Below are 26,285 nucleotides of genomic sequence, written 5' to 3' on the forward strand. Positions count from 1 at the left end.
GGGGCCTGAGGGCTGCCGTCGGTCCCGGTGCGAGGGCCGGACACGCGCCGCGTGGTGCCCTCCGGAGGGGAGTGGGCCGGAACGCGGCGCCCGTGCCGCCCGCGCACCGGACCGCACGGCCGCGCCGCGCGGCGCCGCCCCGGCGTGCCGTCTCCCGGCGGCCGGGGCGGCGGCGTCCGGCCCCTCAGCGGGTGGCGCTCGGCGACGGCTCCGGTGAGGGCTTCGCCGACGGTGAAGCCTTCGGCTTCGGGTCGGCCTTCGGGTCGGCCTTCGGCTTCGGGTTCGGCTTCGGGAGCTCCGGCTCGACCCACGGGGTGACCGGCTGCAGGTGCTCCGGACCGCCCGCCGGCGGCTGCCCGATCGCCGCCAGCGCCTCCTTGGCCAGCGGCCCGCGCACCGGGGAGAAGTACGGATTCGTCCGCAGGGCCTCCTCCAGGTGCCTGCGCGCCCCCGCCTCGTCGCCGAGGGCCCGCTCGATCATCGCCCGGTGGTAGGCGAAGTCGGCGCTGCGCAGCCCCGGTTCCGTCGCCTTCTTCGCGTACTCCAGCGCCGCCGTGTGATCACCCGCCCGGTACAGCGCCCACCCGAGCGCGTCCGCGGCCTGCATGCTCTTGTGTCGTTCCCACTCCTCCGACAGGCGCCGCACCGCCGCCGCCGGATCTCCGTGGTCCGCCTCGTACAGGCCCAGGACCACGTCGTCGTCCACCCCGTTGGCGCCGTCCCGGGCCGCCATCGTCCGCAGCGCCTCGTACTGCTCGCGCGCCTCCTGCTCCCGGCCCAGCGACTCCAGCAGCTCGCCCAGCTCCCGGGCCAGCCGCGGCACCGGGGTCCGCCCCAGCGCCATCCGGTAGTCCCGCACCGCCTCCCCGCCGCGCCCCAGTGCCGCCAGCGCCCGCGCCCGGCCGGCCAGCGCCTCCGACCGCGCCGGATCCGTCCGCAACGCACCCTCGTACTGCCGCAGCGCCTCCGCCGGCTCGCCCCGCTCCCAGGACAGTTCGCCGAGCCGGAAGAGCGCGTACGCCTTCTCCGCCGGGGCCTTCGCCGAGGCTGCCGCCGACTCCATCGACACCACCGCGTCCTCGCGCCAGCCGCGGTCCCGGTACACCTGCGAGGCCCGGACGTGTGCCGCCAGCCCCGGCCGCAGCTCCAGCAGCAGCTCCATCGCCTTCTGCGCGCCCTTGTAGTCGCCGAGCCCGGTGTAGGCGTCCACCAGCACCGGGTACGCCGTCCACCGCCGCGGCGCCTGCGCCCGTACCAGCTCGCCCCACTTCTTGCCGGTCCCGAAGTCCCGCCGGGCGTTGGCCAGCGAGCCCATGGCCGTCATCGCGTCGAAGTTGCCCTTCTCCGCGGGGCGCACCTCCAGCGACCGCTTCAGCGCCTTCTCCGCCTTCGGGTACCAGGCCGAGTCCGCCGTCCGCCGTGCCTGTTCGAGATAGGCGGAGCCGAGGACCGCCCATGAGGCGTCGTCGTCGGCGTGCGCCGCCACCCACTTCTCCCGGTCCGCCATCAGCGCCACCACGTCCGCCGCCGAGGCGGGCGCCCCCATGCCCACCGCGGTGGCGGCGCGCTCGCTCGGTCCCGGCGGGCGCGCGTCGTCACCGGTCCGGGCCGGGCGGATCAACAGGGCCCCGGCGATCAGGACCACCGCCACCCCGGCGGCCACAAGCGTCTTGCGGCCGGTGAAGGTCACGGGCGGCGCCGGTGTCTGCGCATCGTCGTCGAAACGGTCCATGGGGTCACTGTGCGTCAATATGAAGAGCGCGCCGAGGTGTCCGCAGACGGGCGCGGGCGTGTTCACACCGATGGCCCCGGCTGTCACGCTGAACCCATGGACGACGACCTCTCCGCACGTCTGCGCGCGAGCCTCCTCGACGGGCTCCCCGCCGAAGCCCTGCTCACCGACCCCCAGGTGACCGCCTCCTACTCCACCGACATGGCCAGCTTCTGCGCCGCCGGCACCCCGGCGGTCGTCGTGCTGCCCCGGACCGTCGAACAGGTGCAGCACGTCATGCGCACCGCCACCGCCCTGCGGATCCCGGTGGTCCCGCAGGGTGCCCGGACGGGCCTGTCGGGCGGCGCCAACGCCTCCGACGGCTGCATCGTGCTGTCCCTGGTGAAGATGGACCGGATCATCGAGATCAGCGCCGTGGACCGGATCGCCGTCGTCGAGCCGGGCGTGGTCAACGCCGCCCTGTCACGGGCCGTCGCCGAGCAGGGGCTCTCCTACCCGCCCGACCCCTCCAGCTGGGAGCAGTGCACCATCGGCGGCAACATCGGTACCGCCTCGGGTGGCCTGTGCTGCGTCAAGTACGGGGTCACCGCCGAGTACGTGCTCGGCCTCGACGTCGTCCTGGCGGACGGGCGGCTGCTGCGCACCGGCCGGCGCACCGCCAAGGGCGTCGCCGGATACGACCTCACGCGGCTCTTCGTCGGCTCCGAGGGCAGCCTCGGGATCGTCGTACGGGCCGTCCTCGCGCTCAGGCCGGCGCCGCCCCGGCAGCTGGCCCTGGCCGCCGAGTTCCCCTCCGTAGCCGCCGCCTGCGCGGCGGTCTGCGCCGTCATGGAGGCCGGACTGACCCCCTCCCTGCTCGAACTGATGGACCGTACGACCGTCCACGCCGTCAACGCCCTCGGCAAGATGGGACTGCCCGAGGCCACCGAGGCGCTGCTGCTCGCCGCCTTCGACACCCCGCACGCCCCCGAGGACCTCGCCGCGGTGGGGAAGCTCTGCACCGCCGCCGGGGCGACCGCCGTCGTACCCGCCGAGGACCAGGCGGAGTCGGAACTGCTGCTCCAGGCCCGCCGGATGGCCTTTCCCGCCCTGGAGGCCCTGCGGCCCGCCACGATGATCGACGACGTGTGCGTGCCCCGCTCGCGGCTCGGCGAGATGCTCGACGGGACCGCCGCCATCGCCCGCGCCCAGAACCTCCTCATCGGCGTCTGCGCCCACGCCGGCGACGGCAACACCCATCCGATCGTCTGCTTCGACCCGGCCGACGAGGACGAGACGCGGCGGGCCCGCGAGTCCTTCGGAGAGATCATGGGGCTCGGCCTTTCCCTCGGCGGGACCATCACCGGCGAACACGGCGTCGGCGTCCTGAAGAAGGAATGGCTGGCCCGTGAACTCGGCCCGGTCGGAGTGGAGATGCAGCGGGCCGTCAAGCAGGCCTTCGATCCACTCGGGATCCTCAACCCGGGCAAGCTCTTCTGAGATCCGGGCGAGCTCTTCGGCAACCCGGGCGAGGTCGCCGGGCAGCCGGGACTCCGGGACCTGTGCGCGTTCTTCGGACCGTATGAGGCGCAGGTGGCCGCCCTGCCTGCGGCGGCCGCCCGGTCTGCGGCGCCCGCCCGGAGTCCGGGGGCCGTGCGTCATCACAGCTCACCGTCCGCCGACTCGTCCGACGGCCACGGGTCGCGCAGCCACAGGTCGTCGGCCGGGGTCGGGGTGAGCAGCTCCGCCAGCGCCGCGTCCAGGCCGAGCCGCTCCGGCTCGCTGCCGGGCGGGACGACCCGCAGGGTCCGCTCCAGCCACGCCGACACGGCGAGGGACGGGGCCTCCAGGAGGGCGTCGCCGTCGGGGGAGCTGAGCGCCATACAGAGCACGGCCTCGTTGTCGACCTTGGTGGGCCAGATCCGGACGTCGCCGTGTCCGCAGGGACGGAACACCCCCTCGACGAGCAACTCGCGGGCGAAGGTCCAGTGGACCGGGGCGCTGGAGCCGGTGTGGAAGGTGATGTGCACGGCGTACGGGTCTTCCGTGAGGTAGAGCAGGCGCGCCGGGACGGGGATGCTGCGCTCTGGTGAAAGGACCAGCTTCAGTTCCAGCTCGCGCTCGATGGCGGGGTGGTGCATGACTGCCTCACTTCGGTCGGTGCGTGGGGCCGGATGGCACCCCACACCCGCTGAGAGCTCCGATGCACCCGGGTATGACGCGACTTTCGACGTCGAGCACGAAATTGGCCGAATCTTGTTGGCTGACTAAAAACAGCCATGGGGAGGGACGTTCGCTCAATGGCTTGGATTCTCCCGTTACCGGACCTGTCGGGCCTCTGTTCTTGGCTATGGTCCTCCCCTTGCACAAGCCTCAAGCCACGATCGGAGTTGGGGACATGACGGCCTCCCCTGGTGACGGTGAGCACGCGGCCCGCGAGGGCTTCTACCCGGATCCGTCCATCCCGGGGTACATCAGGTACTGGAACGGCGCGGCCTGGGTCCCGGGCACGAGCCGCCCCGCCCCGGCGGCGCCCGAGCCCGCCCCGGCGCCCGTCCCCGTCCCCGTTCCCGCTCCGGTCCGTCCGTTCCCCGCCCGGGCTCCCGTCGCCGCTCCCGCCGTCCGCGCCGACGAGACGGGGCCGGTGTTCCTGGACGAGACCTCCGCGACCGAGGCGCTGGCGGAATCCGCGGCGGAGCCGGAGCCGGCCCCGGATACCCCGGCCGCGCAGACGCAGGCGCCGGCCCCCGTGTGGCAGGCGGACCCCGTGCACCAGGCCGGCTTCGGTGGGCCGCGTGACCGCCGAGTGTCCTGGGGCAGCCCGCAGGAGCCCGATTCCGCGTCCGCGCCCGCACCCAACCCGGTGCCGGCGCCGGCACCGGCGGACGATCCGGGGCAGGCATCGGCCCGGCCCGCAGGGATCTCCCTGACCCGTCCGCCGTCGGAGCCCCCGGCGCCCACGAGACGGCCCGCGCAGTCCTCCGCGGGCATCCTGTCCGCACGTTCCCCGGCCGCGCAGGCTCCCGTGGCCCCGGCGGCCCCGGCGTGGCCCGACGCCCCCGGAACGGGCGGCCCCGGTCCCACCGGGGTCACCTCCTCCTGGCCCGAGGCGGCCCCCGCCGCCGCTCCCGCCCGCACTCCGGGGCCCGCCCGCCCCCCCGCGCCCGCTCCGGCTCCCGCAGCCGCGCCCGCTCCGGCTCCCGCAGCCGCGCCCGCTCCGGCTCCCGCAGCCGAGCGGGCGCCTGCTCCCGCCCGCCCCGAGGTGTGGGAGCCCCGGCCCGCGGGCGTGCGCCCGAAGCTCGTGCAGCCCGCCGCGGACGCGGCCCCCTCGCAGCCGCAGGCCGGGGGTGGGGAGCCGCGTGGATCGGCACAGGACCGTGCGGGCACCGGTACCGGCCGCCCCGCCACGCCCCGGGCCGTGTTCGAGCGGATGGCCGAACGGGCCGTGCGCCCCGCCGGGCTGGCCCGCCGAGTCCTCGCCCGGATCCTGGACTCCCTCGTGCTCGGCGCGGTGGCCGCCGCCGCGGCCCGGCCCCTTCTGCCCGGCGCCGCCGCCCACGTCCAGGCCAAGGTGGACGCCGCCCGGGCGAGCGGCCGCACCACCACCGTCTGGCTGCTCGACCCGACCATCGCCGGCAGCCTGGGCCTGGTCTTCGGGGCCGTCCTGCTCTTCGGCGTCCTGTACGAGGCGTTGCCCACCGCCCGCTGGGGCCGCACCCCGGGCAAGAAGCTGCTGGGCGTCCGGGTCCTGTCCACCGCCACGCTGCGCCCGCCGTCCTTCGGCGCGGCCCTGGGCCGCTGGCTCGTGTACGCCTTCCTGGGCCTGCCCGGCAGCCTGTGGTGCCTCGTCAACCGCCCCCGCCGACAGGCTTGGCACGACAAGGCGGCCGGGACGTACGTGGCCCGGTAGGGCCGGTCCGGAGGGCCGGGGCCCGGCCCGTGCCGCCCCGAATGGACGCGGTCCCGTTGCGGGGGCGGCGGACCCGGGTTCGACTCGGGCCATGAGTACCGACCAGCCGCCGCCGGGGCAGCCGCCCGAGGAAGACCCGTTCCGCAAGAAGCCCCAGGAACCGACGCCTCCGTCGGGCGGTTCGCCCTACGGACCGCCGCCGCCCGGAAGCGGCGGACCGCCGCCCCCGGGCGGCCCGGGGGCCGGCGGCGGGGGATACCCGCCCCCGCCGCCCCCGTACGGAGGCGGCGACCCGTACGGTGGTGGCGGGGGCTACGGCATGCCCGACCCGCTGGCCGGCATGCCCCCGCTCGCCGACTTCGGCAAGCGGCTCGCTGCCCGCGTCATCGACGTGCTGATCGTCGCCGTCCCGCTGTTCCTCATCCAGTTGGCCTTCGGCACGAACCGCTACACGGTCGAGACCGACCGGGGCGAGGACGTCAGCGAGGTCTTCACCAGGTCCTACAGCGGCAGCGGTCTGGTCATGACCCTGATCTCGATCGTCGCGTACCTCGGCTACGACTGGTTCTTCACCAAGAAGGACGGCCGGACGGTCGGCAAGAGGGCGATGGGCCTGCGCGTCGCCATGCTCAACGACGGCAGCGTGCCGGACTCCGGCACGTCCCTGACCCGGGCCGCCGTGCTCTGGCTGCCGACACTGATCTGCTGCTTCTGCCTGTGGCCGATCGCGCTGATCGTCTCGATCCTCGCCGACAAGCCGTACAAACAGGGCCTGCACGACAAGGCCGCCAAGACCGTGGTGGTCCAGGCGACCTGACGGACGTCGCGCACGCGAACGCACCCGTACGCGCGGCCGCGGGGCGGGCGGCCTCCCCCCGGTGGAGGCCGCCCGTCCCGCGCCGTGCCCGCGTCGCGTGCGGAGCCTCAGTGGTGAACGGGATGTTCGGCCGAGGCCGTCCGCGACTCGGGCGCCCGGGCGCCGGGCGTCGCCTCCGCGGTGGGCGCGGTCGGCGCGCCAGCCCCCGTACGCGCCGCGTGGCGGCCGCGGCGCTTCGGAACGGGCACGGTGAGGGCGACGAGCAGACCCAGGGCGAGCGCGGCGGCGGAGATGACCGCGACGCCGAGCCCGGTGCTCGTCTGCGAGAGCAGCAGCATGGCGATCGTCGACACGATGACCGTGGCGGACCCGTATGCGAGCTGTGCGGCAGTCGGACGCGGCATGGCGATATCCGTCCTCGGTGAGGGGGAGGGGGAGTCGGCTCAACCAACGTCGCGCGTCAAGTGACTCCATGACGGGATGCCCGGGGCGAGCCCCCGGTAAGCGTGACCTAACACACGGTGCCGGAGCACAGGGGGCGCACGGGATCATTTTTTCGCGCCCCGCAGGGGGAGAAAGGGGACGCTACGGACCTGTCGGAGCGTCGGGAAGGGCCCTTCGCCCCGTATGGCTGCGGAACGTCCGGATAGCGGAACTCCCTGACCGCATAGTGCAGTTGTAAGGTTCAAGTCAAGGTCTGTCTTTTCTCGCGTCTCTCCGGTCAAATGTCGTCACTTGAGACGCGCGCCGCGCGGAACCCCCCGCTCCTATGGAGAAGTTCCGAACTCAGACGTTGCGGCCGCGGGAGGGGAACACATCAAGTGACCAGCAATTCCGCCAGACGGCGTGCGATTCGCGCTGCCGCCGTCACCGTGACCATGGCCGCGTGTGCGACCAGTGCGACCTTCTTCACCATCACCGCGGCCCAGGCCGAGGGCAGGCCGTCGGCCGCCCCGGTGGCTGACCGGCAGGACCCGACCAGCCCTGCCAAGGTCGTCGAGCACGACCTCAAGGGTCCGTTCAGCGAGCAGCAGGCCGAGCAGCGCAAGGCCGCTCTGGACCAGGTCCTCCAGGGCAAGAAGGGCGTCGAGCAGCGCGGCGCCTCCAAGGTCGTCAAGCTCGACGACAAGAAGTACGTCGAGCTCGGCCGCGAGAAGACCGACAAGATCTTCACGATCCTCGTCGAGTTCGGCGACCAGGTCGACAACACCACCATGTACGACCCGGACGGCCCCGGTCCCAAGCCGGCCGTCCCGAAGTACGGCGGCACCCCCGGTCCGCTGCACAACACCATCGCGCAGCCCGACCGCGCGAAGGACAACAGCACGGCCTGGCGCGAGGACTTCAGCCGTCAGCACTTCCAGGACCTGTACTTCGCCACCGGCGAGGGCAAGCACTCCCTGAAGACGTACTACGAGAAGACCTCCTCGGGTCGCTACTCGGTCGACGGCGAGGTCGCCGACTGGGTCAAGGTCCCGTACAACGAGGCCCGTTACGGCTCCAACTACTGCGGCCAGAGCAACTGCGCCAACGTCTGGGACACCGTCAAGGACGGCGTCACCGCGTGGGTGGACGCGCAGAAGAAGGCCGGCAAGACCGACGCTCAGATCAAGGCGAAGCTGGCCGAGTACGACCAGTGGGACCGCTACGACTTCGACGGCGACGGCAACTTCAACGAGCCCGACGGCTACATCGACCACTTCCAGATCGTCCACGCGGGCGAGGACGAGTCGGCCGGCGGCGGCGTGCAGGGCCCCGACGCCCTGTGGGCGCACCGCTGGTACGCCTACGGCACCTCTGCGGGCAAGACCGGCCCGGACAACAACAAGGCCGGCGGCACCCAGATCGGCGACTCCGGCATCTGGGTCGGCGACTACACGATGCAGCCCGAGAACGGCGGCCTCGGCGTCTTCGCCCACGAGTACGGCCACGACCTGGGTCTGCCCGACCTCTACGACACCTCCGGTGGCGGCGAGAACAGCGTCGGCTTCTGGTCCCTGATGTCGGCCGGCTCCTGGCTCGGCACCGGCAAGGAGTCGATCGGCGACATGCCGGGCGACATGACCGCCTGGGACAAGCTCCAGCTGGGCTGGCTGAACTACGACACGGCCAAGGCCGCGACGCAGTCCACCCACAAGCTGGGCGTGTCGGCGTTCAACACCAAGGACAAGCAGGCCCTGGTCGTCGAGCTGCCGAAGAAGAAGGTGCAGACGGACGTCGTCGCTCCCGCCGAGGGTTCCACCCAGTGGTGGAGCAACATGGGTGACGACCTCAAGAACACCCTCACCCGCTCCGTCGACCTGACGGGCAAGACGTCCGCCGCCCTGTCCCTCAAGGGCTGGTGGGACATCGAGGCCGACTACGACTACCTCTACACCGAGGTGTCCACGGACGGCGGCGCCAACTGGACCGCCCTCGCCGGCACCGCCGACGGCACGGCCATCCCGGTCGACGCCGCCGGCAGCCCGTCGCTCACCGGTGTCTCGGGTGCCTGGAAGAACCTGAACTTCCCGCTCGACGCCTACGCGGGCAAGAAGTTCGACCTCCGCTTCCGCTACCAGACGGACGGCGGCGCGGGCGGCAAGGGCTTCACGGCCGACGCCCTCTCCATCACCGCGGACGGCTCCGTGCTGTTCACCGACGGCGCCGAGAACGGCGACAACGGCTGGACCGGCAAGGGCTTCTCTCGCATCGGCGCGGGCTTCACCAAGGACTACGCGCAGTACTACCTGGCCGAGAACCGCCGCTACGTGTCGTACGACTCCACCCTCAAGGTGGGCCCGTACAACTTCGGCTTCGGCAACACCCGTCCGGACTGGGTCGAGCACTACCCGTACCAGGACGGCCTGCTGATCTGGCAGTGGGACACCTCCCAGAAGGACAACAACACCAGCCAGCACCCGGGCCAGGGTCTGATCCTCCCGATCGACGCCAACGCCAAGCCGATGAAGTGGGCGGACGGCACCCTGCTCCGCAACAAGATCCAGCCGTACGACGCCACCTTCAGCGCGTACTCGACGGACGCCTTCACGCTGCACAAGAACGGCGAGGAGCTGTTCCTGAAGCCGAAGCGCGCGAACCTGGTCTTCGACGACCACAAGGGCAAGTACTACTACGACGAGAACCCGACCGGATCGGTGAAGGTCACTGACACCAACACCAAGATCAAGATCCTGAAGGAGACCTACGACGGTGAGGTCATGACCGTCCAGGTCGGCCCCTCGAAGTAGTATTTCGGTAAAATCGCAGGTCAAAGCATGATCGGCCGTCGCCCTCTAGCGGGCGGCGGCCGATCGCGTTTAGATGCCCCGGTACGAGGTTCTTATTGACGGGGGAGATGACCGACATGCCCGGTGGAGGTTTCGTCAGATTGCCAGGCGGCAGCGTGGTCGTTGCGCTCACGCTGCCGAGGCCATCCGGTGAGGGCGGAAATGTCCGCGTGCTGGTGCACGCCGCGAACCGGGCCCGCGCCCTGACCAGGCTGCGGAACCTCGGGATGCGGGCGGTGTACCTGCGGGGCAACGCACAGCCGCCCACACCCGACGAGGTCACGGCCGTCCTGCACCACCCGGACGGCCTGCTCTGGCGGGGCGCACCCGATCGCGCCCAGGAGCTCTGGCATCCGATCAGGGCCCTGCTGGGCACCTGAGGACGCGGCAGGGCCCCGGGCCGGGCTTAGGGCCTTCCGGGGCGTCCAGGACCTCCGGGACGTCTAGGACCGGGGCCCCGTCGCGCCCACGAGGGTCACACCGGCGGCGCGGAGCTCCTCCAGGGCCCGCTCGGTGGTGTGCGGGGCCACGGCCGCTGTCAGGTCCAGCAGGACGCGCGTGGTGAAGCCGGCGCGGGCGGCGTCGAGTGCGGTGGCCTTCACACAGTGGTCGGTGGCGATGCCGACGACGTCGACCTCGGCGACGTTGCGCTCCCGCAGCCAGGCGGCCAGGCCCTCGCCGTTCTCGTCGGTGCCCTCGAAGCCGCTGTACGCGGCCTCGTGGGCGCCCTTGTCGAAGACCGCGGCGACCGCGCCCGAGGCCACGGCGGGCGCGAAGTTCGGGTGGAACCCGACCCCCTCGGTCCCGGCCACGCAGTGGACCGGCCAGGAGGACTCGTAGTCCGGCTCGGTCGGCGGGTGCGCGAAGTGTGCACCCGGGTCGATGTGGTGGTCGCGGGTGGCGACCACGTGCCGGTATCCGGCGGTGGCCTGCCCGATCAGCTCGGTGATGGCGGCGGCGACGTCGGCTCCGCCGGTGACCGCGAGGCTGCCGCCCTCGCAGAAGTCGTTCTGTACGTCGACGACGATCAGTGCGCGGTGCATGACGTGTCCTTCGGTTCGTTGTCGTGGTGCGGCGGCGGGCCGTACGGGGGCTCATCCCCGCCCCTTCCCGCGGTGCCGCACGGCGGCTGCGCCGCGTGGGGGCTCTGCCCCCGGATCCCCGCGCCTCAAACGCCGGAGCCCCTTCGGCGGGTCCGTCCGACACGCCCTGTGCTGTGGCCGGACGGGTTCACCGCCCCACGGCCTCCGGCACGGCGCCTCGCAGCGGTGTCGGATCGCGCGAGTTCGCCGAGTGCGAGCTGCGGCCCTCCGCCGTGCCATGCGCCGCACCGGACGGTACGAGCCGGCACACCTTGCGGCCACAGCCCTAAACGTACTCGGTCGGGATCACCGCCTCGCCCCGCGACAGCTGGGTCGCCGACAGCGGCAGACCCGCGCGCGCCGCGCGGTGGCGGTCGCGGGCCGTCTCCAGCGGCTCGCGGGCGACCACCTCGCCGGCCTTGACCAGGTGCGTCAGCAGCTGCTGGTCGGCCAGGGCCGAGGGAACCGGTCCCACGCCGATCACCTCCGCCGCCGCGACCCCGTCGGCGTCCCGGCGGCGGGCCGCCCACTTGCGGCCGCCGATCGAGGTCTTGCCCCCGGTGGACTTCTTCGCCACCGGGGCCAGCGCCGCCTTCGGGTCCGCCGAGGTGGCGCGCGCCACCAGCTTGTAGACCATCGAGCACGTCGGGTGCCCGCTGCCCGTCACCAGCTGCGTGCCCACGCCGTACGCGTCCACCGGGGCCGCCGCCAGCGAGGCGATGGCGTACTCGTCCAGGTCCGAGGTGACCACGATCTTCGTCGCGGTCGCCCCCAGCTCGTCCAGCTGCTGGCGCACCCGGTGGGCCACCAGCAGCAGGTCCCCCGAGTCGATCCGTACGGCGCCCAGGTCGGTGCCCGCCACCTCGACGGCGGTGCGCACCGCCTCGGCCACGTCGTAGGTGTCCACCAGGAGGGTGGTGCCGCGCCCCAGCGAGGCCACCTGCGCGGTGAAGGCGTCCCGCTCGCTGTCGTGGACCAGGGTGAAGGCGTGCGCGCTGGTGCCGACGGTCGGGATGCCGTACCGGAAGCCTGCCGCCAGGTCGGAGGTGGAGGCGAAGCCGCCCACGTACGCGGCCCGCGCCGAGGCGACGGCCGCCAGCTCGTGCGTGCGCCGGGCCCCCATCTCGATCAGCGGGCGGTCGCCGGCCGCGGAGGACATCCGGGAGGCGGCCGCCGCGATGGCCGAGTCGTGGTTGAGGATCGAGAGGATCACCGTCTCCAGCAGTACGCACTCGGCGAAGCTGCCCTCCACCCGCAGGACCGGCGAGCCGGGGAAGTAGACCTCGCCCTCCGGATAGCCCCAGATGTCGCCGGAGAAGCGGTACGAGGCCAGCCAGTCCAGCGTCCGCATGTCGACGACGGCCCGCTCGCGCAGGAACTCCAGCACCGCGCCGTCGAAGCGGAAGTTCTCCACCGCGTCCAGCACCCGCCCGGTCCCCGCGACCACACCGTAGCGGCGCCCCTCGGGGAGCCGCCGGGTGAACACCTCGAAGACCGAGCGGCGGTCGGCCGTGCCGTTGGCCAGGGCGGCCTGCAGCATCGTGAGCTCGTAATGGTCCGTGAAGAGCGCTGTCGACGGCACGTCCACCGGCAGGCCCAGGTCCGCAGGGTTCATGGCGGCGATGCTAGCGCACATTTCGTCAAAGTGACGAGATGTGGGTCCCGTTTGTGCAACCGCCCCGTCGCGATGGCAGCATGGGACGAGTGAGTGTTGCTCCCATTGAGATCGAACGCACCGAATCGGCCGAAGAGACCTTCGCGGTCCCGGAACCTGACGTTCCCTGGGTGACCCTGGTGCACAACGACCCGGTCAACCTCATGAGCTACGTGGCGTACGTGTTCCAGGCCTACTTCGGCTACTCCAAGGACGTGGCGCACAAGCTGATGCTGGACGTCCATCACAAGGGGCGGGCGGTCGTGTCCAGCGGCACCCGCGAGGAAATGGAGCGCGACGTGCAGGCCATGCACGGCTACGGCCTGTGGGCGACCCTCTCCCAGGACCGCAACTGATGGGCCGGAACACCGGGATGTTCGAGTCCCTGAAGGGCGGCGGCGCCGCCATCGCGCTGGACGAGATCGAAATCTCCATCCTGCGCTCCCTGGCCGTCCAGATGCTGGAGCTGATCGGCCCCGGCGACCCCGAGCCGGCCGAGGACGCCGACCCCCTCGCCGCGCTGTTCGCCGAGGGCCCCAGCGAGCCGCCGTCCGATCCGGCGCTGGCCCGGCTCTTCCCCGACGCCTACGGCTCCCCGGACGGCACCGGTGACGAGGGTGTGGACCCGGTGGAGCTGAAGGCCCGCGCCGCGGAGTTCCGCCGGTACACCGAGCATGACCTGCGCGCCCGCAAGCGCGATGATGCGCTGGCCCTCGTCCGCAGCCTGGACGGGCTCACCCCGGCCGGTGACGGGGCGGCCGTGCTGGAGCTCACCGGCGAGCTGCCGTTGCGCTGGCTCGGCGGGCTGAACGACCTGCGCCTGACCCTCGCCGCCCGGCTCGACATCACCGAGGACGACGAGAGCGCCGCACTCTTCCGGCTGCCGGACGAGGACCCGCGCAAGCCGATGGTGATGGCGTACCTGTGGCTCGGCGGACTCCAGGAATCCTTGATCGAAACCCTCTGAGGATCTTCAAAAGCACGGCATTGTTCGCTCAGCGGACGCTCAAATCCGGATAACGATCAGATCACCGCCATGCGGTGATCTGTCATGATCGTTGATGTTTGTCCGGAAAATTTGATGTGGTGCGCCACTTTTCTCCCCCTCGGGCGGCCGTGGGTACGTGATAGATCTTCACGACCGCCGGAGAGACGCCACCCATGTCTCCCGGCCTGCTTGGACCGGCAGACCGCCGGCGTGCAACTCCATCCGTATCCGGGGGGATCGAGGACCCGATCCGCAGCCAGCGAAGGCGCGGGTCGGCAGTGGAGAAAGGCGCACCAGACATGACCTCAGTGCAGGTCGAGCAGCACGGCAACACGCCCGGCGAGGGCACCCGGGACGACGGTGGCGAGGGGTACCACCGGACGCTCGGCGCCCGCCAGATCCAGATGATCGCGATCGGCGGAGCCATCGGCACCGGCCTCTTCCTGGGCGCCGGCAAGGCGATCTCCAAGGCCGGCCCCAGCCTGATCCTGGCGTACGCGATCGCGGGCCTGGTCATCTTCGTCATCATGCGGGCCCTGGGCGAGCTGCTCATGTACCGCCCGGTCTCGGGCTCGTTCTCGGACTACGCCCGCGAGTTCCTCGGCCCGTTCTGGGGCTATGTGACGGGCTGGACGTACTGGCTGTTCTGGGTGGTCACCGGCATCACCGAGGTCACCGCCGCCGCGCAGTACATGTCGTACTGGACCCACGACAGCGTCCCGCAGTGGGCCTACGCGCTGATCTTCACGATCGTCCTGTACGGCGCCAACCTGATCTCCGTGAAGCTCTTCGGCGAGCTGGAGTTCTGGTTCTCCATGGTCAAGGTCACCGCCATCGTCGGCATGATCCTGATCTGCGCCGGCATCCTCACCATCGGTTTCTCCGACGCCGCCGAGACCGCCTCCGTCGCCAACCTGTGGAACGACGGCGGTTTCTTCCCCAAGGGCATCGGCGGCACGCTGATGACCCTGCAGATCGTGATGTTCGCCTTCCTCGCGGTCGAGCTGGTCGGCGTCACCGCCGGTGAGTCCAAGGACCCCGAGAAGACCCTGCCCAAGGCCATCAACACCGTGCCGTGGCGCATCGCCGTCTTCTACGTCGGCGCGCTCATCATGATCCTCTCGGTCGTCCCGTGGACCCACTTCCAGCCGGGCGTCTCGCCCTTCGTCGCCGCCTTCGAGCGCATGGGGCTGGGCATCGGCGCCGCGATCGTCAACTTCGTCGTCCTCACCGCCGCCCTGTCCTCCTGCAACTCGGGCATGTACTCCACCGGCCGCATGCTGCGCGACCTCGCGCTCAACGGCCAGGGCCCGAAGGTCTTCACCAAGCTCACCCGGAGCGGCACCCCGCTCGTCGGCACCACCTTCTCCGCCGCGCTGATGCTCGTGGGCGTCTGGATCAACTACGTCGCCCCCGGCAAGGCCTTCGACTACGTGGTCTCCTTCGCCACCATCTCCGGCATGTGGGCCTGGATCATGATCCTGGTCTGCCAGATCCGCTACCGGGCCAAGGCCGACCGCGGCGAGCTGCCCGGGTCGAGGTTCCGGGCCCCGGGAGCGCCGTACACCAGCTGGTTCGCGCTCGCCTTCATCGCGATGGTCATCGTGATGATGGGCGCCGACAAGGACGCGCGCGTCTCGCTCTACTGCGCCCCCCTGTGGGGCGCCGTCCTGGGCGTCTCCTACCTGGTCATGAAGAACCGCGATCCCCGCGTAGCCGCCTTCACCAAGGCGTCGTGACAGCGGCTCCCGGCCGCCTGTCACGGCCGGGAGCCCTGCTCCCGTGGACATCCTGTCCACCATGCGGGCCCTGTCGTACCACCCCTCGGTACGGCAGGGCCCGTCTGTTTATCCTGTCGCTCATGCTGACCCTCACCCAGGCCCTGTACGACCGGATCGTCGAGCACGCCCGCCAGGACCACCCCGACGAGGCGTGCGGTGTGGTGGCAGGCCCGGCGGGCACCGGCCGCCCCGAGCGGTTCATCCCGATGCTCAACGCGGCCCGCTCGCCCACGTTCTACGAGTTCGACTCCAAGGACCTCCTCACGCTCTACCGCGAGATGGACGACCGCGACGAGGAGCCGGTGATCGTCTACCACTCGCACACCGCGACCGAGGCCTACCCCTCGCGCACGGACGTCACCTACGCGAACGAGCCCGGCGCGCACTACGTGCTGGTCTCCACCGCGGACAAGGACGGGCTCGGAGAGTTCCAGTTCCGCTCGTACCGGATCGTCGACGGCGTGATCACCGAGGAAGAAGTGCAGGTCGTCGAGACCTACTGACCATCATGTGAGCGGACGGCGTCCACGATGCGGGATCACACTCCAAACCGGGGGCCGGGAATCGTTAACATGACCGCATGGTTTCCCACGACGTGAGCATCGAGACGCCCGGCAGGCTGCTGCTCGTGGCGCGGCTGCACGTCGACCTGTGCCGCCTCGCCAGCGCCATCTGTCCTGCCGCCTGAGCACCGGAGCCCCCGCATGCGGGGGCCCGCACGAACGCGCGCCCGCTTTCCCCGCACACCTGCCACGCCCACGCCCTGACGACTGGAGCCCAGCCATGGCCATCGAGGTCCGCATCCCCACCATCCTCCGCACCTACACCGACGGCCAGAAGGCCGTGAACGGCGAGGGCGCCACGCTCGCCGACCTCTTCGCGGACCTGGAGACCCGACACAACGGCATCCGAGAGCGGCTCGTCGACCAGGCCGCCGGCGGCCAGCTGCGACGCTTCGTGAACGTCTACCTCAACGACGAGGACGTCCGGTTCCTCGACGGCATCTCCACCGCGCTCAAGGACGGCGACAACGTCACCATCCTCCCGGCCGTGGCCGGCGGATCGAAGTAATGCGCTACGACTCCCCGCTGGCAGCGGTCGGCAACACGCCGCTGGTCCGGCTGCCCCGGCTGTCCCCGTCGGAAGACGTCCGGATCTGGGCCAAGCTGGAGGACCGCAATCCGACCGGCTCGATCAAGGACCGCCCGGCGCTCCACATGGTCGAGCAGGCCGAGAAGGACGGCCGGCTCCGGCCGGGCTGCACCATCCTGGAGCCCACCTCGGGCAACACCGGCATCTCGCTGGCGATGGCGGCCAAGCTCAAGGGCTACCGCATCGTGTGCGTCATGCCGGAGAACACCAGCCAGGAGCGGCGCGACCTGCTGGCTATGTGGGGAGCCGAGATCATCTCGTCGCCGGCCGCCGGCGGTTCCAACACCGCCGTCCGGGTGGCCAAGGAACTGGCCGCGGAGCACCCGGACTGGGTGATGCTCTACCAGTACGGCAACCCGGACAACGCCGGCGCGCACTACGCCACCACCGGCCCGGAGATCCTCGCCGACCTCCCGTCGATCACCCACTTCGTGGCCGGCCTGGGCACCACCGGCACCCTGATGGGTGTCGGCCGCTACCTGCGCGAGAACGTTCCCGGAGTGAAGATCGTCGCGGCCGAGCCGCGCTACGACGACCTCGTCTACGGGCTGCGCAACCTCGACGAGGGCTTCGTCCCCGAGCTGTACGACGCCTCCGTCCTCACCACCCGCTACTCGGTCGGCTCCTCGGACGCGGTCACCCGCACGCGGGAGCTGCTCCAGCAGGAGGGCATCTTCGCCGGCGTCTCCACGGGCGCCGCCCTGCACGCGGCGATCGGCGTCGGCCGCAAGGCGGCGGCCGCCGGCGAGACGGCCGACATCGTCTTCGTCGTGGCCGACGGCGGCTGGAAGTACCTCTCGACCGGCGTCTACACCGCGGCGACGACGGAGGAGGCCATCGAGGTCCTCCAGGGCCAGCTCTGGGCCTAGGGCCTGCTCGGCGGATCATGCTCCGGGTTCCGGGTTCTGGGCTCTCGGCCCCGAGGACTTGGGGCGTGACCGGCGGCGGCCCCCGGGCCGGGCCCCGCCGGCGGTGCCCGGCAACAGCCCTGCGCGGCGGCCGGGCCGTCAGGCCGAAAGGTGTTCCGCGAGGACGGCGGCGTGACTGGAGCCCGGATCCCTGACCGCGGTCAACAGCGTCACCGGCCCGGTCCCGGCCAGGCCCCGCAGGCGGGCCAGCTCCGCCACCGCCTCCGGCTCCGCCAGCTCCGCCTCGTACCGCCGGCGGAACTCGTCGGCCGAGCCCCCGTCGTGGAACCACTTGCGCAGTTCCGTCGACGGGGTGACCGCCTTCGGCCACTCGTCCACGCCCGCCGCCGCCTTCGCCAGGCCTCTCGGCCAGAGCCGGTCCACGAGCACCCGCAGCCCGTCCGCTCCCGGCTCCGGGGGGTCGTACACCCGCCGCAAGCGGATCTCCGGCATCACCGACCGCCTCCCAGTCCCTTGACCTCGTCCCACACCGCCGGGTCCAGCATCCCCAGCCGGGCCCGGAACTCCCACAACGACACCTCCTCCGGCCGGTCCGCCTCCAGGAAGGCCGCGCGGCCCTGCGCCCCCACCGTCCCCGGGGGCAGTGGGATGACCCCGGCCCGCCGGTCGTCGTACTTCGCGGTGATCCACGCGACCCGCGCCCGGTGCTCCCGTGCCGGTCCCACGCCCAGGACGAGGCATGTCCGGCCGTCCGCCAGGGTCCACAGTTCACCCGCCCGCGGGTGTGGCGGCCGACCGGGACCGTGCGCGGGCGGGGTCCGGCGCGGGACCCCCAGCCGCCCCCCGGCGATCAGCATCACCAATGCCAGGGCCACGACGGCGGCCACCGCGGGCCACCAGGACGTGTCCATGTTCCGACCGTAGCCGCGCGGGCCGACCGCGGCACGGCAACCTTCGTGCCCGCCGTCGCTCCCCCGGGTGACAGCGCAGGTGATTCCCCCCACAACGGCCTGCCGCGGAGGAGCGACCGGACGTTTCGCGCCTTACGCTCGACCCACGCACGGCCCGCATTCCGTCCACGGACCGTCCACGGAGGTTCACGCTCCATGAAGCTCACCGTCGTCGGCTGTTCGGGGTCGTTCCCGTCCGCGGAATCGGCCTGTTCGAGCTACCTCGTCGAGGCCGACGGCTTCCGGCTGCTGCTCGACATGGGCAACGGTGCCCTCGGCGATCTCCAGCGCCACTGCGGTCTCTACGACCTCGACGCGATCTTCCTGAGCCATCTGCACGCCGATCACTGCATCGACATGTGCGCGTACTTCGTCGCCCGCTTCTACCGCCACGAGGGCGGCCGCTGCGGCACCATCCCCGTCTTCGGGCCCGAGGGCACCGAGAAGCGCCTGACCACGGCCTACGACGACGTCCCCGACGAGCGCTCGATGAGCGAGGTCTTCGACTTCCGCACCCTGAAGTCCGGAGCCTTCGAGATCGGCCCCTTCCAGGTGCGCACGGAGCGGGTCGCGCACCCCGTCGAGTCGTACGCCATCCGCATCGAGCACGGCGGACGCTCGCTGGCGTACTCCGGGGACACCGGTGCCTGCCCCGAGTTGGGCCGGCTCGCCGAGGGCGTCGACCTCTTCCTCTGCGAGGCCTCCTTCACGCACGGCAAGGAGGACATCCCGGATCTCCACCTCAACGGTCGCGAGGCCGGCGCGTATGCGCACGGCGGCAACGTGGGGCGGCTGGTCCTCACCCACATCCCGCCGTGGACGGATCCCGCGCAGAACCTGGCCGACGCCCGCGCGGTCTACGACGGCCCGGTGGACCTGGCGTACGCGGGCGCGGTCTACGAGGTCTGAGCGCCACCGGGTCCCCGGCGACGCCCGCTCGTTCCCTCGCTCCCTCGCCCGCACGCCGAAGCCCCCGCCCTCCCGGAGAGGGGAGAGCGGGGGCTTCGGCGGGTACGGGGCGTCCGGCCTGCCTACTTGGCCTCGGCCTTGACCAGCTCGGCGAGCTCCTCGTCGGACTCGCGGCCCGGCGTGGGGATGTTGAACTTGGTGATCGCGAAGCGGAAGATCACGTAGTACAGGACTGCGAAGCACAGGCCCACGATCGCGAGCCCCAGCGGGTTGGTGGCCTTGCCGAGGTTCAGCAGGTAGTCGACCGCGCCGGCCGAGAAGCCGAAGCCGTCCTTCATGCCGAGGCCCCAGGTCAGAGCCATGGAGACGCCGGTCAGGACCGCGTGGATCGCGTAGAGCACCGGCGCGATGAACATGAAGGTGAACTCGATCGGCTCGGTCACACCGGTGACGAAGGCGGTGAGCGCGAGGGAGAACATCATGCCGCCGACGACCTTGCGGCGCTCGGGGCGGGCCGCGTGGGTGATCGCGAGGCAGGCGGCCGGGAGGGCGAACATCATGATCGGGAAGAAGCCGGTCATGAACTGGCCCGCGGTCGGGTCGCCGTGCAGGAAGCGGGCGATGTCGCCGTGGTAGTCGGTACCGCCGTCGTTGTACGTGCCCGCCTGGAACCACGGGAAGGAGTTGAGCAGGTGGTGCATGCCGATCGGGATGAGCGCACGGTTGGCAACACCGAAGATGCCCGCGCCGACGGCGCCGGAGCCGACCAGCCACTCGCTGAAGCCGTGGATGCCGGTGCCGAGGACCGGCCAGATCAGGCCGAAGACGATGCCGATCGCCAGGCCGGCGAACGAGGACAGGATCGGGACGAGGCGGCGGCCGCCGAAGAAGCCCGCCCAGTCCGGCAGCTTGGTCCGGTAGAACTTCTGGTACAGCAGGGCCACGACGATGCCCATCACCACGCCGCCGAGGACGCCGGCGTTGACCGGGGCGTCAACGTGGACGATCTTGCCCTCCACGACCTTGGCGACCTTGGGGAGGTTGCTGTCGGTGAAGGTGGCGAGCACCTTCTGGAAGACCAGGTAGCCGGCGACGGCCGCGAGCGCGGTGGAGCCGTCCGACTTCTTGGCGAAGCCGATCGCGATGCCGACGCAGAAGAGCAGGGCCATGTTGCCGAGGATGGCGTCGCCGCCCGCGGCCATGTATCCGGCGAGCTTCTGGACGAAGTCGGGGAACGAGGCACGTGCCAGCATGTCGTCCTGGCCGAAGCGGACCAGCAGCGCGGCGGCGGGCATCACGGCGACGGGGAGCATGAGGCTCCGGCCGATGCGCTGCATGACGGCCATCACGCCAGCGCCCTTCTTCTTCTCCGCCGCGGGGGCGGTAGCCGTGGACACAACTTCCTCCAGTGGGCAAGGCGACGCCGACAGGGAAAGACGGGGGGCGGCGACGTCTCAGAAATGGGGGTACGCGGGCTCGAACAGGTCCGCGTGGTCTACACCAATCGTGGTGTAGACCAGTTGTAGCACGGTGGGGGATAGATAAGGAACCTTCGTTTTCCTGTGGTCTACGCCACACGCAGCCGGGGTGTTCGGGGCCTCCTCGACGCCCGGACTCGCGGAGCGGGCGAAGGCCCTCGGATCCGTGATCCGAGGGGCCTTCGGTGGCCGCGCCGAACGGCCTTGTCCGCCAAGCCGGTTAGGCCTTGGTGTTCTCCGCCTGCATCGCCTCGATCTCCTCGTCCGACTCCCGGCCGGGCGTCGGGATGTCGAATCTCGTGATCGCGAAGCGGAAGACGACGTAGTAGACGACCGCGAAACCGAGCCCGATCGGGATGATCAGCCAGGGCTTCGTCGCCAGCCCCCAGTTGATGACGTAGTCGATCAGGCCCGCCGAGAAGCTGAAGCCGTCGTGGACGCCGAACGCCCAGGTCACCGCCATTGACACGCCCGTCAGTACTGCGTGGACCGCGTACAGCGCGGGCGCGACGAAGAGGAAGGAGTACTCCAGCGGTTCGGTGATCCCGGTGACGAACGAGGTCAGGGCCACCGACAGCATCAGACCGCCGACCTCCTTGCGCCGCTGCGGCTTCGCGCAGTGCGTGATCGCCAGCGCCGCCGCCGGTAGGGCGAACATCATGATCGGGAAGAAGCCGGTCAGGAACAGGCCCGCGTCCGGGTCGCCGCTGAGGAACATGTTGATGTCGCCGTGGACCACCTCGCCGTTCGGCTTGGTGTAGCTGCCGAACTGGAACCACACCGGCACGTTCAGGAACTGGTGCAGGCCGATCACCAGCAGTGCGCGGTTGGCGACGCCGAAGATGCCCGCACCCCAGTAGTCCAGCCCCACCAGCCAGTCGGAGAAGCTTTCCAGCGCCTCGCCGATCGGCGGCCAGACCCACAGGCAGAGCGCGGCGAACGCGATCGCCACGAAGGCCATGATGATCGGGACGAGCCGGCGGCCGTTGAAGAAGCCGAGCCAGTCGACGAGCCTGACCCGGTGGTAGCGCTGCCAGAACCAGGCGGCCAGCAGGCCCATGACGATGCCGCCGAAGACCCCGGGATTCTGGAACGTGTACTGCGCGAAGGTGTCGTCCTGTCCCAGGCAGCCGCCCCCGACGTCCTTCGTCCCCTCGGGGCAGGGCACGGGGAAGGCGCGCAGGACGCTGCGGTAGACGAGGAAGCCGGCCACCGCCGCCAGCGCCGTCGAGCCGTCGGCCTTCTTCGCCATCCCGATCGCGACGCCGACGCAGAAGAGGAGGGGTAGCCCCAGGTCGGCGTTCAGCAGGGCGCCGCCCGCCGCGGCCATCACCTTGGCGATCTGCGACCAGACGCCGGTGCCCTCGGCGTCGATCAGTCCCAGCCGGTTCAGGATGCCGGCCGCGGGCAGCACCGCGATCGGCAACTGCAGGCTCCGGCCCATCTTCTGCAGTCCCTGATACAGGGTGTTGCGCCGGGACGGTCCTGGTACTGCGGCGGCGCTGCTCGCACTCATCGGCGTCTCCCTGACCGGGCCGGGTTTTTGGCTGCGGCAGCAGTAGCGTGCACACTGGTGTAGACCAGTTGTGGATAGGTTGCTGCTGATCGTCATCATTCGGCAGGGACCGGACACGCGCTCGCGTAGATGGGCCAACCGTGCGTTACCGTGACAACGCGGGCCGTGCGGGTGGGCATCCATGTTCCGGCCGCTGAGACTCGTTCTTCGCATCACTCAGGGAGAAACACATGGCCACCAAGGCTGAGAAGATCGTCGCCGGGCTCGGCGGCATCGAGAACATCGAAGAGGTCGAGGGCTGCATCACCCGCCTGCGCACCGAGGTCGTCAACCCCGACCTGGTCGACGAGGCCGCCCTCAAGGCCGCCGGCGCGCACGGCGTCGTCCGGATGGGCACCGCGGTCCAGGTCGTCATCGGCACCGACGCCGACCCGATCGCCGCCGACATCGAAGACATGATGTGATCCGGACTCCCTGAGTCCGGGCCGCTCGGCCCGAAGCCACGACGGACCCCGTCCCGGAACCCCCGGACGGGGTCTTCGCGTAGCGGGGTGCGGGCGGTCGGCCTGTCGCCCGGGCCGGGGCCGGCGGGCCCCGGCGCCGCGCCGCGTCCCCGGCGCCGCTGTCCGGCACCGCGGCACCGGTACCCGCTCCTGCCGGTTCGGCCCGACCCGCGAGGCACCGCCTGCCACCCACTAGGCTCGGACCCATGTCTCGCATCGACGGCCGTACGCCCGAACAGCTCCGCCCGGTCACCATCGAACGCGGATGGAGCAAGCACGCCGAGGGCTCCGTCCTCATCTCCTTCGGAGACACCAAGGTCTTCTGCACCGCCTCCTTCACCGAAGGCGTCCCGCGCTGGCGCAAGGGCAGCGGCGAAGGCTGGGTCACCTCCGAGTACTCGATGCTGCCGCGCTCCACCAACACCCGCGGCGACCGCGAATCCGTCCGCGGCAAGATCGGCGGCCGCACCCACGAGATCTCCCGCCTCATCGGCCGCTCGCTGCGCGCCGTGATCGACTACAAGGCCCTCGGCGAGAACACCATCGTCCTGGACTGCGACGTCCTCCAGGCCGACGGCGGCACCCGCACCGCCGCCATCACCGGCGCCTACGTCGCCCTCGCCGACGCCGTCGCCTGGGGTCAGAGCAAGAAGCTCATCAAGGCCGGCCGCAAGCCCCTCACCGGAACCGTCGCCGCCGTCAGCGTCGGCATCGTCGACGGCGTCCCGCTCCTGGACCTCTGCTACGAGGAGGACGTGCGCGCCGAGACCGACATGAACGTGGTCTGCACCGGCGACGGCCGTTTCGTCGAGGTCCAGGGCACCGCCGAGGGCGAACCCTTCGACCGCAAGGAACTGAACGCCCTCCTCGACCTCGCCGCCGGCGGCTGCGCGGACCTCGAAGCCCTCCAGCTCGGCGCGCTGGAACGCTAGTCGGCAACCGGCGGACGCCCTCCGGCGTCCTACGGACCACGGGCGCACGGTGTCACAGCCGTGCGCCCGTCCACGTACACGTCCTCTCGGGAGAACCGCATGAAGCTCCGCATAGCGGCAGTAGCCGTGGCCGCCGTCCTGACCATCCCGGCCCTTTCCGCCTGCGACGCCATCTCCACGGCGATGGACTGCGCGAACACGGCGGTCGCCATCACGGACGGCGCGAACGACCTCCAGCAGGCCGTCTCCCAGGCGGGCGACAGCCCCCAGAACGCCATGAACGCACTCGACCAGATCGAGACGAACCTCAAGAAGATCGGCGACCAGACGGACAACGCCGACCTGGGCAAGGCCATCGACTCGATGAACTCGGCCGTCAAGAACGTCCGCACCGCCATCGAGAGCGGCAACCCCACCCCGGACATCACCCCGGTCGCCGACGCCGCGAGCGAGATCTCCAAGGTCTGCACCCCGGGATAATGAGGGCATGACCTCGACGCCCAGCAGCCTGATCCTCGCGACCCGCAACGCGGGCAAAGTCTCCGAACTGCGCGGCATCCTCGCCGACGCCGGCCTGCCCCACGGGCTGGTCGGCGCGGACGCGTACCCGGAGATCCCCGACGTCAAGGAGACCGGCGTCACCTTCGCCGAGAACGCCCTCCTCAAGGCCCACGCCCTGGCCCGGGCCACCGGGCTGCCGGCGGTCGCCGACGACTCGGGCCTGTGCGTGGACGTCCTGCACGGCGCCCCCGGGATCTTCTCCGCGCGCTGGGCCGGCCGGCACGGCGACGACCGGGCCAACCTCGACCTGCTCCTGGCCCAGCTCGGGGACATCGCCGACGAGAACCGCGGCGCCCACTTCTTCTGCGCGGCGGCCCTCGCCCTGCCGGACGGGACCGAACGCGTGGTGGAGGGCCGCCTCCTGGGCACCCTGCGCCACACCCCCTCGGGCACGGGCGGCTTCGGTTACGACCCGATCCTCCAGCCCCTCGGCGAGACCCGCACCTGCGCGGAACTGACCCCGGCCGAGAAGAACGCCATCTCCCACCGGGGCCAGGCCTTCCGCGCCCTGGTCCCGTTCATCCGGGCCCTGCTGCCCTGACGGGCGGACACGTCGAAGGGCGGTGCCCCTCGTGAGAGGGGCACCGCCCTTTCGCTGTGGGCCCGGTGGGACTCGAACCCACGACACACCGGACCTAAACCGGCGCCCTCTGGCCAGCTGGGGTACGGACCCGTGCGACCACCTTACTGGTCGTCGGCGGCAGTCCGTTGCGAAGGGACGTCCTTCCGCGGCCGCTCGGCGAGGGGCGGAGTCCGGCTGTGGCGCGACGGGCACAACTGCCGAAGCTTCGACGGGCGGTTGTCCGGCCTTCCGCCGCCGACGTGGCCGACCTCGTCACGCGGTGGGGTGCCGTTCCCCTGCGGCCCGCTCCGGGAGGACGGGGCTCAGATGCCCAGGTCCTTGATGATCTTGGCTACGTGGCCCGTCGCCTTCACGTTGTAGAAGGCGTGCTCGACCTTGCCCTCCTCGTCCACGACCACCGTGGAGCGGATGACGCCCGTGACCGTCTTGCCGTACAGCTTCTTCTCGCCGAACGCCCCGTACGCCGCCAGCGTCTCCTTCTCCGGGTCGCCGACCAGGGTGACCTTCAGGTGCTCCTTCTCGCGGAACTTCGCCAGCTTCTCCGGCTTGTCCGGGGAGACGCCGATGACGTCGTAGCCGGCCGAGGCCAGGACGTCCAGGTTGTCCGTGAAGTCGCACGCCTGCTTCGTGCAGCCCGGTGTCAGGGCCGCCGGGTAGAAGTAGACGATGACCTTGCGGCCCTTGTGGTCGGCGAGCGAGACCTCGTTGCCGTCCGCGTCGGGCAGGGTGAAGGCGGGGGCGGTGTCGCCCGGCTGGAGTCGCTCGCTCATCTCACAGTCTCCTCGGAAGGGGAACGGTACGTCACGAGACTAAGCTGACAGACTGTTCACGGCGGACCACGCCCCCACACGATGACGACCACGACGACGGAGGCAGCGCGGTGTCGGAAGCCAGGACCCCCGCACAGATCGAGGCGGATATCGTCCGCCGCCGCGAGCAGCTCGCCGAGACGCTCGACGAGATCGGCGTGCGCGTACACCCGAAGACGATCATCGGGGACGCGCGGGCCCGGGCGGCCTCGACCGTCGACCAGACCGCGGGCCGTGCCGTCGCCGCGGTGAACCGCCTCGTGACGGACCTGCGCGACGGTCTGCGCCACGAGGACGGCAGCCCGCGCATCGAGCGCGTCGTGCCCGTCGCGCTGCTCGCGGTCGGCGTGGTCGGCCTGCTCGTGGTCTCGGCGCGCCGCAAGCGCGGATGACCCTGGACGGTACGGGACCGGTGAGGACAGGTAGGTTCGGGGCGTGAGCGACAACACCACCCACGACAAACTGCCCATCCGCATGCTCCACGACCGCGTGCTCGTGAAGTCCGACCTGCCCGAGGGCGAGCGGCGTTCCGGCGGCGGCATCCTGATCCCGGCGACGGCCGCCGTGGGCAAGCGGCTGGCCTGGGCCGAGGTCGTCGCGGTCGGGCAGAACGTACGGACCGTCGAGCCCGGGGACCGGGTGCTCTACGACCCCGAGGACCGGGCCGAGGTCGAGGTGCGCGGGGCGACGTACGTGCTGATGCGCGAGCGGGACCTGCACGCCGTGGCCGCGGAGCGGCTGGAGGGGTCGGAGGACTCCACCGGGCTGTACCTCTGATCCGACGCACGGCGGAAGGGCCGGTGGCCGAGGC

At 71.3% G+C, this 26,285-nt stretch carries 29 protein-coding genes and 1 tRNA gene; 19 read left to right on the forward strand and 11 right to left on the reverse strand.

What is annotated here, in order from left to right:
- Positions 1-184: 184 nt before the first annotated feature.
- Entirely contained in the window at positions 185-1,732 is a 1,548-nt protein-coding gene (locus tag ACFW2G_RS30140; RefSeq protein ID WP_384446164.1) for a tetratricopeptide repeat protein, read from the reverse strand.
- A gap of 96 nt (positions 1,733-1,828) precedes the next feature.
- Here ACFW2G_RS30140 and ACFW2G_RS30145 point away from each other — a divergent pair, with 96 nt between their 5' ends.
- A complete protein-coding gene (locus ACFW2G_RS30145; RefSeq protein WP_037923323.1) occupies positions 1,829-3,211 on the forward strand; it encodes an FAD-binding oxidoreductase in 1,383 nt (460 codons plus the stop codon).
- A 161-nt stretch (positions 3,212-3,372) separates the two neighbouring features.
- Here the strand turns inward: ACFW2G_RS30145 and ACFW2G_RS30150 are convergent, their stop codons facing one another.
- Entirely contained in the window at positions 3,373-3,852 is a 480-nt protein-coding gene (locus ACFW2G_RS30150) for an SsgA family sporulation/cell division regulator (protein ID WP_037923326.1), read from the reverse strand.
- Between the two features lie 257 nt (positions 3,853-4,109).
- Here ACFW2G_RS30150 and ACFW2G_RS30155 point away from each other — a divergent pair, with 257 nt between their 5' ends.
- The gene (locus ACFW2G_RS30155; protein ID WP_384580625.1) at positions 4,110-5,621 is read left to right on the forward strand and encodes an RDD family protein; all 1,512 of its coding nucleotides are present in this window, start codon (positions 4,110-4,112) and stop codon (positions 5,619-5,621) included.
- Positions 5,622-5,712: 91 nt separating this feature from the next.
- Positions 5,713-6,438, forward strand: coding sequence for an RDD family protein (locus tag ACFW2G_RS30160; RefSeq protein WP_037923330.1), 726 nt, complete (start codon positions 5,713-5,715; stop codon positions 6,436-6,438).
- A gap of 107 nt (positions 6,439-6,545) precedes the next feature.
- Here the strand turns inward: ACFW2G_RS30160 and ACFW2G_RS30165 are convergent, their stop codons facing one another.
- Entirely contained in the window at positions 6,546-6,842 is a 297-nt protein-coding gene (locus ACFW2G_RS30165) for a hypothetical protein (RefSeq protein WP_037923332.1), read from the reverse strand.
- Positions 6,843-7,316: 474 nt separating this feature from the next.
- Between ACFW2G_RS30165 and ACFW2G_RS30170 the strand changes: the two genes are divergently transcribed.
- Together ACFW2G_RS30170 and ACFW2G_RS30175 are read left to right on the forward strand one after the other, a co-directional pair.
- The gene (locus ACFW2G_RS30170; RefSeq protein ID WP_037924240.1) at positions 7,317-9,668 is read left to right on the forward strand and encodes an immune inhibitor A domain-containing protein; all 2,352 of its coding nucleotides are present in this window, start codon (positions 7,317-7,319) and stop codon (positions 9,666-9,668) included.
- A 116-nt stretch (positions 9,669-9,784) separates the two neighbouring features.
- Complete coding sequence (locus ACFW2G_RS30175) at positions 9,785-10,087, forward strand: hypothetical protein (protein ID WP_030825287.1); 303 nt, start codon at positions 9,785-9,787, stop codon at positions 10,085-10,087.
- Between the two features lie 63 nt (positions 10,088-10,150).
- On the opposite strand, the gene ACFW2G_RS30180 is transcribed toward ACFW2G_RS30175, so the two are convergent.
- Together ACFW2G_RS30180 and ACFW2G_RS30185 are read right to left on the reverse strand one after the other, a co-directional pair.
- Positions 10,151-10,750, reverse strand: coding sequence for a nicotinamidase (locus tag ACFW2G_RS30180; RefSeq protein WP_384446158.1), 600 nt, complete (start codon positions 10,748-10,750; stop codon positions 10,151-10,153).
- A gap of 325 nt (positions 10,751-11,075) precedes the next feature.
- Positions 11,076-12,404, reverse strand: a complete 1,329-nt coding sequence (locus ACFW2G_RS30185) for a nicotinate phosphoribosyltransferase (protein WP_037923336.1) — start codon at positions 12,402-12,404, stop codon at positions 11,076-11,078.
- Between the two features lie 80 nt (positions 12,405-12,484).
- Between ACFW2G_RS30185 and clpS the strand changes: the two genes are divergently transcribed.
- The 7 genes from clpS (at position 12,485) to ACFW2G_RS30220 (ending at position 17,233) form a co-directional block, all read left to right on the forward strand.
- Complete coding sequence (gene clpS / locus ACFW2G_RS30190) at positions 12,485-12,799, forward strand: ATP-dependent Clp protease adapter ClpS (RefSeq protein WP_052030818.1); 315 nt, start codon at positions 12,485-12,487, stop codon at positions 12,797-12,799.
- Entirely contained in the window at positions 12,799-13,410 is a 612-nt protein-coding gene (locus tag ACFW2G_RS30195) for a DUF2017 domain-containing protein (protein ID WP_384580628.1), read from the forward strand. The genes clpS and ACFW2G_RS30195 overlap by 1 nt, the downstream gene beginning before the upstream one ends.
- Positions 13,411-13,730: 320 nt before the next feature.
- Entirely contained in the window at positions 13,731-15,170 is a 1,440-nt protein-coding gene (locus ACFW2G_RS30200; RefSeq protein ID WP_384580630.1) for an amino acid permease, read from the forward strand.
- Positions 15,171-15,292: 122 nt separating this feature from the next.
- Entirely contained in the window at positions 15,293-15,715 is a 423-nt protein-coding gene (locus ACFW2G_RS30205; protein WP_037923344.1) for a Mov34/MPN/PAD-1 family protein, read from the forward strand.
- A 77-nt stretch (positions 15,716-15,792) separates the two neighbouring features.
- Positions 15,793-15,900, forward strand: a complete 108-nt coding sequence (locus ACFW2G_RS30210) for a putative leader peptide (RefSeq protein WP_311736929.1) — start codon at positions 15,793-15,795, stop codon at positions 15,898-15,900.
- Positions 15,901-15,995: 95 nt separating this feature from the next.
- Complete coding sequence (locus ACFW2G_RS30215) at positions 15,996-16,283, forward strand: MoaD/ThiS family protein (protein WP_037923346.1); 288 nt, start codon at positions 15,996-15,998, stop codon at positions 16,281-16,283.
- Positions 16,283-17,233, forward strand: a complete 951-nt coding sequence (locus ACFW2G_RS30220; RefSeq protein ID WP_037923349.1) for a PLP-dependent cysteine synthase family protein — start codon at positions 16,283-16,285, stop codon at positions 17,231-17,233. The genes ACFW2G_RS30215 and ACFW2G_RS30220 overlap by 1 nt, the downstream gene beginning before the upstream one ends.
- A gap of 138 nt (positions 17,234-17,371) precedes the next feature.
- On the opposite strand, the gene ACFW2G_RS30225 is transcribed toward ACFW2G_RS30220, so the two are convergent.
- Entirely contained in the window at positions 17,372-17,725 is a 354-nt protein-coding gene (locus ACFW2G_RS30225) for a DUF488 domain-containing protein (RefSeq protein ID WP_384580633.1), read from the reverse strand.
- The gene (locus tag ACFW2G_RS30230; RefSeq protein WP_037923354.1) at positions 17,725-18,144 is read right to left on the reverse strand and encodes a hypothetical protein; all 420 of its coding nucleotides are present in this window, start codon (positions 18,142-18,144) and stop codon (positions 17,725-17,727) included. Before ACFW2G_RS30230 ends, ACFW2G_RS30225 begins: the two co-directional genes overlap by 1 nt.
- A 195-nt stretch (positions 18,145-18,339) precedes the next feature.
- Between ACFW2G_RS30230 and ACFW2G_RS30235 the strand changes: the two genes are divergently transcribed.
- Entirely contained in the window at positions 18,340-19,092 is a 753-nt protein-coding gene (locus ACFW2G_RS30235) for an MBL fold metallo-hydrolase (protein ID WP_037923355.1), read from the forward strand.
- Positions 19,093-19,214: 122 nt separating this feature from the next.
- Here ACFW2G_RS30235 and ACFW2G_RS30240 read toward each other — a convergent pair whose 3' ends face one another.
- Positions 19,215-20,438 carry a PTS transporter subunit EIIC gene (locus tag ACFW2G_RS30240; protein WP_172671356.1) on the reverse strand — a complete coding sequence of 408 codons (1,224 nt, stop codon included), beginning with the start codon at positions 20,436-20,438 and terminating at the stop codon, positions 19,215-19,217.
- Positions 20,439-20,790: 352 nt separating this feature from the next.
- Positions 20,791-22,086 (reverse strand): PTS transporter subunit EIIC, encoded by a 1,296-nt coding sequence (locus ACFW2G_RS30245; RefSeq protein ID WP_384580635.1) that lies wholly within the window; start codon positions 22,084-22,086, stop codon positions 20,791-20,793.
- Between the two features lie 230 nt (positions 22,087-22,316).
- Between ACFW2G_RS30245 and ACFW2G_RS30250 the strand changes: the two genes are divergently transcribed.
- From ACFW2G_RS30250 to rdgB, 4 genes are all read left to right on the forward strand, one after another.
- Positions 22,317-22,550: a glucose PTS transporter subunit EIIB gene (locus tag ACFW2G_RS30250; RefSeq protein WP_030026567.1), complete on the forward strand. Its 234-nt coding sequence runs from the start codon at positions 22,317-22,319 to the stop codon at positions 22,548-22,550.
- A gap of 245 nt (positions 22,551-22,795) precedes the next feature.
- Positions 22,796-23,521 carry a ribonuclease PH gene (gene rph / locus ACFW2G_RS30255; protein ID WP_037923359.1) on the forward strand — a complete coding sequence of 242 codons (726 nt, stop codon included), beginning with the start codon at positions 22,796-22,798 and terminating at the stop codon, positions 23,519-23,521.
- 99 nt (positions 23,522-23,620) lie between these two features.
- A complete protein-coding gene (locus ACFW2G_RS30260) occupies positions 23,621-24,001 on the forward strand; it encodes a hypothetical protein (RefSeq protein WP_037923361.1) in 381 nt (126 codons plus the stop codon).
- Between the two features lie 7 nt (positions 24,002-24,008).
- Positions 24,009-24,623 carry an RdgB/HAM1 family non-canonical purine NTP pyrophosphatase gene (gene rdgB / locus ACFW2G_RS30265; protein WP_037923364.1) on the forward strand — a complete coding sequence of 205 codons (615 nt, stop codon included), beginning with the start codon at positions 24,009-24,011 and terminating at the stop codon, positions 24,621-24,623.
- A gap of 57 nt (positions 24,624-24,680) precedes the next feature.
- On the opposite strand, the gene ACFW2G_RS30270 is transcribed toward rdgB, so the two are convergent.
- Positions 24,681-24,755: transfer RNA gene (locus tag ACFW2G_RS30270), tRNA-Leu, on the reverse strand.
- A 212-nt stretch (positions 24,756-24,967) separates the two neighbouring features.
- Positions 24,968-25,435 carry a thioredoxin-dependent thiol peroxidase gene (bcp, locus tag ACFW2G_RS30275; protein WP_384446141.1) on the reverse strand — a complete coding sequence of 156 codons (468 nt, stop codon included), beginning with the start codon at positions 25,433-25,435 and terminating at the stop codon, positions 24,968-24,970.
- 110 nt (positions 25,436-25,545) lie between these two features.
- On the opposite strand from bcp, the gene ACFW2G_RS30280 reads away from it, so the two are divergent.
- The gene (locus ACFW2G_RS30280; RefSeq protein WP_384446139.1) at positions 25,546-25,866 is read left to right on the forward strand and encodes a DUF3618 domain-containing protein; all 321 of its coding nucleotides are present in this window, start codon (positions 25,546-25,548) and stop codon (positions 25,864-25,866) included.
- Positions 25,867-25,909: 43 nt separating this feature from the next.
- Positions 25,910-26,251: a co-chaperone GroES gene (locus tag ACFW2G_RS30285; protein WP_031152325.1), complete on the forward strand. Its 342-nt coding sequence runs from the start codon at positions 25,910-25,912 to the stop codon at positions 26,249-26,251.
- Positions 26,252-26,285: the final 34 nt, after the last annotated feature.

Source organism: Streptomyces sp. NPDC058880, from assembly GCF_042742535.1.
Taxonomy (GTDB): domain Bacteria; phylum Actinomycetota; class Actinomycetes; order Streptomycetales; family Streptomycetaceae; genus Streptomyces.